The sequence below is a fragment of the Methanomicrobiales archaeon genome, assembly GCA_030019205.1.
Taxonomy (GTDB): domain Archaea; phylum Halobacteriota; class Methanomicrobia; order Methanomicrobiales; family JACTUA01; genus JASEFH01.
Genome location: JASEFH010000046.1, coordinates 1 through 6,011, shown reverse-complemented (window position 1 = coordinate 6,011; position 6,011 = coordinate 1). Strand labels below are relative to the sequence as shown.

The following is a 6,011-nucleotide window of genomic DNA, read 5'->3' as shown; positions in this document are numbered from 1 at the left end:
TCTGTTTCATCGGGATCTCGCCAATAAACGGAGTGCCATCGAACGGTTCTTCAGCTGGATTGAGGCCTTCAAGAAGCTGGTTCCCCGTTACGAACGCTGTGACCATTCATTCCTGGGGCTCATACACCTAGCCTGTGCCCGCATGATCTGGAGAGTTTTGGGATGACCTCGATCTTTAACCCCCTCCCAAGAAACGAGTAGAATTCAATGTTGATAAATCGATGAATCAGAGAACGGGGGGCATCTATCCGTTCCCGAATAAAAGTACATGCAATATCATCACGAAAGTTAAAAACATTGAGATTAAAACCGTTACATTGATCGTACTCGAAGGGGAATACAGGATTGGTGATTCCATGTACTCCCCGCTTATTGTTGACCGCACAGACCCAAAATGGTTCCTGTTAGATCAGGTGTTTTCCCTTCTATCGAGCCGAAGATCACGACAGGAGCTCGCAAAGCAGGGAATCACCCCGGTTCCCTTGGCTGCCACAGCCATCCGGATCCTCCTGGTCTCCCTTTTCTTCTCCGTGGATACTGCCTACGTTGTACGAGAACTGAACACCCGGAAGAAGTTGCGGCGGTTCACCGGGATACCAGAGGTCCCCACCTTCGATGCGCTCTACCGGTTCCTCAGTCGGTTCGATGAACAACAGTTCCTCGCTCTCGTCATCGCACTCCTGAACACCTGCTGTGCCCGCCGGAAGCGGCGGGGACCGGCCACGATCCTCATCGATAGTACCGCCATCACCCTGGACCTGAACTGGTTTCGGCGGACCTTCTCCCGAGAACACCTGGAAAACCGGGAGTACCGGTGGGGATACTCCCCGACCCATGGCCACTACATTGGATACAAGCTCACAATGGCCATCGAGTACCCGACTCTCCGTGCGGTCGGCATCCTTCTGCATCCGGGATCTCCCCACGATGCTCCGCTGTTCGAGGAGATCATGGATGAACTGAAGCGCCGGAGGGGGATCCGGATCCTGGATAGGGTCGTCTTCGACAAGGGATACTACTCCTGCCGGAACTATGTGCAGGGGATTTTCCGATTCAGCGTCGTTCCGCTCATATTCGCCAAGAAGAACTTCTCAGCAAAGAAATTGCTCGGGAAGCTTATCTATCCCCTCAATATCTTCGGGCGATCGGATACGAGGGAACTGATCCAGCGGTACCGTACCCTTGCCACAAGACTCCTCCGGCACCTACAGGAACAGTCGCAGTTTCAGGAGATCCGATCTCGGATCGAGGACGTCTTCAAAGCGGCGAAGAATGCCTTCTCGCTGAAGAGAATCCATCGATATACAACGAGATCGGTAACAAAGGCGGTGTGCTTGAATGTCCTTTTAACCGGACTCGTGATATCGCTCGGATTTCAGTCAAAGGTGCAGTTACAGCAGTTGGCTGAATGGTGAAATTGGGGGGCTATATATTTTCTAACTGAATGAGGAGAATGAAGAGTATGGGCTCATATCTTAGTGTCCATTTCTACAAAGCCATATCATCAGGTTTTTGTAATATTTGTAACATTATCTATATACAAAAGGTTGGCTATGGTGAGAATTCTCTTTGTCCAACTTAAAACAGAAACTTTTGAGAATACATTCATTAGAAATGATCTGGAGTACCTAAAAAAACACTATGAAGTGCGATCGATTGATGTAACGATAAGAAATTTGGGAGCTGGAGGCAGGCCTCTTTATCTTCGCAAAACCATGATTAATCTCCTTCAAGGATTGAAATGGGCTGATATCGTATTCGTGTGGGGTGCAGATATTCATTCATTAGGTGCCTTAATTTTATCTAAAATATTCATGAAAAAAATTATTGTTGTTATATATGGTCATGAGATAGATTGCATTCCTGAATTAACATATGGATTTGCCAATTCAGAATCAAGAAAAAGAAGAATCGTTGAATTCGTACTCAATCATTCAAATAGAGTGATTGTTCAGAGTAAATACATGACACAATGCATTCGAAACTACTTTCCTAACATTAACGGTAAAGTCTCTATCCTTCCACTCGAATTTAATCCTGATCGGTTTGTACCAAATGGGGATAAGAACCGAGAAGTTCTCACAGTAGCTTTAGCTAACAATATTAACTATGCTAGATTGAAAGGCATTGACACTTATATTGAGACTGCTAGCCGTCTCCCTGATATCCAATTCACGATTGTTGGATTGGGAGAAAAGATTATTCGATACTATAGGAATAAAGCATCTCCAAATGTAGCGATACTACCTCCAATTTCTCAGGATGAATTAATCAAATTATATCAGAAAACTAAAGTATATTGCCAATTCTCTTATTCAGAATCCTTCGGATGCTCGATTGCTGAATCTATGTTATGTGAATGTGTTCCTGTCTGCAGGACAGCCGGGAATATGCCCGAACTGATATCAGGAGTTGGCTACGAGATACCCCAATATTCACCAGAAGAGGCGATTCTACTTGCAATTACTTCAGAGAATGGAAAAAAAGCAAGAGAAAAAATAATGCAGAATTATCCGCCGGGTTGCAGGGAGAATGCGTTGCTCAACATTGTAAAAGAGATATAATATTAAGAGCACATTATGTCTGCAAGACAACCAATGAGGAATTCGATGAAGTTCACCCTGATATCTTCCGCTTTGCCCCCTTCAGCTTCGGGTCAAGCTATCGTACTGTATAATCTTTTAAAAGATTACCCTGCTGAAAAATACTCATTAATTACTCAACGTGATTATTACCATTACAGGTATACCCCCAGAATAACTGAATATTTACCCGCGAAATATCATTTTCTTCAACCAGAACAGCAAATGATAAGATGTATCATCAGCGCAAGCGGCAGGGTTGGTGCATCTTCTTTAGTTCTATCAACCTTTTTAGCCTTGAGAAAAAAGCAGATAAAGAGTATAATTAAAAAAGAAAGCTCCGAGCGGGTAGTTGTTTGTACAGCAGACCTATTCAATCTCCCAGCAGTTCATTTAAGCTGTACAGAATTGAAAGTCCCATATTTTGTGTATATGTTTGACCATTATTCAAATCAATGGATACAACCTCAATTAAAGATCTTTGCACAAAGATATGAGCAACAAATTCTTGAGGCTGCAGCTGGTGTAATTTTTCCAAACGAATTTTTGGCTAATTTCTATAAAAAATTCAAGGTGAATGACATCGTACTGCATAATCCATGCGATTTATCTCGATATGCCCGATCAGGCTTTTCGAAGAGTGCTTTGAGCAACGGCAAAATGATTCTTTATACCGGCCATATTTACGAAGCGCACTATGCCGCTTTCAGAAATTTAATCGAAGCAATTAGGCTTCTTAAAAGAGAAGATATCACTTTGCAAATATATACGGTACAAAGAATGTCCCATCTACAAAAAGAAGGGATTAAAGGCCCGCATGTGGCCATAAACCCACCCATATCGGATCATTTGATTCCCCAAATTCAAGCAGAGGCTGATATATTATTTTTACCCCTCTCAATGAATTCCTCTTACGGAAAAGAGGTTATTAATACGTCCGCACCAGGAAAAATGGGCGAATATCTTGCATCTGGCACTCCGATTCTTGTTCATGCTCCGAAGGATTCATTCGTGTCATGGTATTTCCGCACTTATAACTGTGGACTGGTTGTAGACGAGGAAAATCCAAAATCTCTTGCTGATGGTATTGTTACTTTGCTGGAGGATGATAGTATTAGAAATAAATTCCAAAACAACGCCTTAGAACGGGCAAGAATTGATTTTGACTTAGAAAAAATTAAAAAGCATTTCTTTGGTTTAATTGCAGATAATGGAGACATCCCAAAATTATAAGGCCCTTTCGAACCCTAAGCCCTGGGCATTGCATTTCGGGAAATCGACGACGATCTCTGGGAAATTCTTCGGAACCTCCTGCCCCGCCAGAAACCGCACATCGATCGGCCCCGGCGGGATCCCCGATCCCTCATTAACGGCATCCTCTACGTCCTGACCACGGGGTATGCATGGGATGATGTTCCCGAGCAGTACGGCACCAAACCGACGGTACACCTGTACCACCTCGAACTCTGTAAACGGGGAGAGTATCCGGCGATCTTCCTGGTCCTGCTGCAGGCCGGCTTAGATCTGCAGAAGCTCGATCTCGTCCACTGCATCACCGATACCAAGCCAATTTTCGTGAAAAACCCTCATGATGCCTTCTGGGCAGCAAGCATACAGGATTAAAATATTCGGATGGCAATTTTTCAAGGGGTAGAGAAGGCTGACCCCTTTCTGGGATCCGATCCCGTGCGAAAACTAGCCAGTCCACCGTCTCGGAAGCATACATGCATCGGAGAATGCGGATACAAAATTGCTCCTGAAGAATTCTGGATCTACCCCAACTTTGAGGAGTTATGAATGAACGAACGAAAGTGTGCGGAATTGATGTCCACAAGGAGTTCCTCCAAGTCTGCATCCTGTCACGATCTGGAGAGTGCTCCCACCATCGCTTCCGCCATACTTCTGAGGGATTCTCGCCTTAAAAGACCTTGTCCTGACAGAGGGATGCGACCTCATCGCCTTCGAATCCTCCGGCATCTATTGGTACAAGCTCTACCGGATCCTTGAGTCGGATATTCGGGTTATTGTTGCCAATGCCTATCAGATCAAGAGTATTCCCGGACGAAAGACCGATCTGAAAGATTCCCAATGGATCGCCGAATTCGCACTCAACGGCTTGATCAAGCCTTCACGTATCTTTCCTCGGAGAGACCGAGAGTTCCGGGATCTTATGCGAAACCGTGAGGTTCTGGTGCAGACCCGGACGACCATCAAGAACCGGATCCACAAGATCCTGGACAGTGCCGGGATCCGGCTGAAACCCGTGCTCAATGATCTCTTCGGGAAATACGGGTATTATCTGCTCCAGGGGATTGCAGAAAAGAAAGATCTGGAAATCCCCCTCTCGACTCTCCCCTCTCCCCGGATCCGCCGTCGTGTCGATTCGATCCGGGAAGTGCTGCAGGAGACCTCCCTCTCTCCCCTGCAGCTGCATCTCCTGAAGACTCAGTTGACACTATTCGATGAGATCGAGGATACGATCGCTTATCACGAATCCCTCATCCTTGCATCGTTGCATTGCTCGATGACGACCACGCCGAGCATATCGCGATCTGTATCTCGATCCCGGGCATCAGCAGCATCGCTGCAAAGACCATTCTTGCCGAAGTGGGAGATGTTCGGGATTTTGCCTCGGCAGATCGTCTCGTCTCCTGGGCAGGCATGGCACCGTCGGTGTATCAGTCTGCTGACACACTGGTCACCGGACGGATCACGAAACGCGGGTCAAAGCATCTCCGGTGGATTCTGGTGCAGGCTGCACAGGCAGCAAGTAGAGCAAAGGATACGGTGTTCTCCCGCTTCTTCCGGCGCATCACCTATCGCAGGGGTGGGAATAAGGCCGTTTTCGCCCTTGCCCGGAAGATCCTCTGCATTCTGTGGCATCTGCTGATGAACCGGAAACGATACGTTGAACCCGGTCTGAAGAAATCGGTGTAACTCCCAGCACGGTCCGCGGTGCCGGCGCTGTCTATCGAAGAGGCGGTAGCGGTGTTGCCGAATGCTGGGTATGTGGTATAAACACATGAGAAGCAGAGCCGTGCCGGGAGGGGGTGAGGAAGTAAAGGCCACCAACTCCCCTCATGGATTTTCATACAAAGGGAGAGTTATCGGCTACGATGGCTACAAAAAGGTAAACGGGAATGAGCTCAGCGCCCTGGTCGATCAGAACGGTCTCCCTTTGGCCTGTTCAGTCGCTCCGGCGAATGTCCATGATTCTCAGCTCTATGAACCAACCGGGGCCGCATTCGAGATTCCCGGGATAGATGCAAAACCATCGGTCATCACCGCCGACGCAGCCTTCGACTCGCAAGAGATCCGATCCAATACCCGGAAACGGAGAATGCGGAGCAGTATCCCGGTAAATCCGAGAAATGGGAAATCTCCGAAGCGAGGAAGACCGGTTCTGTTTCATCGGGATCTCGCCAATAA

5 protein-coding genes are annotated in these 6,011 nt (G+C 47.0%); all 5 read left to right on the top strand.

What is annotated here, in order from left to right:
• Positions 1-221: 221 nt before the first annotated feature.
• Positions 222-1,415: a transposase gene (locus tag QMC96_13025; protein MDI6877678.1), complete on the top strand. Its 1,194-nt coding sequence runs from the start codon at positions 222-224 to the stop codon at positions 1,413-1,415.
• A gap of 138 nt (positions 1,416-1,553) precedes the next feature.
• Positions 1,554-2,564, top strand: a complete 1,011-nt coding sequence (locus tag QMC96_13020; GenBank protein ID MDI6877677.1) for a glycosyltransferase — start codon at positions 1,554-1,556, stop codon at positions 2,562-2,564.
• A gap of 45 nt (positions 2,565-2,609) precedes the next feature.
• Positions 2,610-3,815 (top strand): glycosyltransferase, encoded by a 1,206-nt coding sequence (locus QMC96_13015; protein MDI6877676.1) that lies wholly within the window; start codon positions 2,610-2,612, stop codon positions 3,813-3,815.
• A gap of 1,284 nt (positions 3,816-5,099) precedes the next feature.
• Positions 5,100-5,519, top strand: coding sequence for a transposase (locus QMC96_13010; protein MDI6877675.1), 420 nt, complete (start codon positions 5,100-5,102; stop codon positions 5,517-5,519).
• 85 nt (positions 5,520-5,604) lie between these two features.
• Positions 5,605-6,011 (top strand): transposase (locus QMC96_13005; protein ID MDI6877674.1); only part of this gene is annotated, 407 nt, incomplete at its 3' end.

Bases quoted from the DNA above. Each gene is read 5' to 3' on its own strand.
- QMC96_13020 (MDI6877677.1), top strand. From the start codon at position 1,554: ATGGTGAGAATTCTCTTTGTCCAACTTAAAACAGAAACTTTTGAGAAT.
- QMC96_13015 (MDI6877676.1), top strand. From the start codon at position 2,610: ATGAAGTTCACCCTGATATCTTCCGCTTTGCCCCCTTCAGCTTCGGGT.
- QMC96_13025 (MDI6877678.1), top strand. From the start codon at position 222: ATGAATCAGAGAACGGGGGGCATCTATCCGTTCCCGAATAAAAGTACA.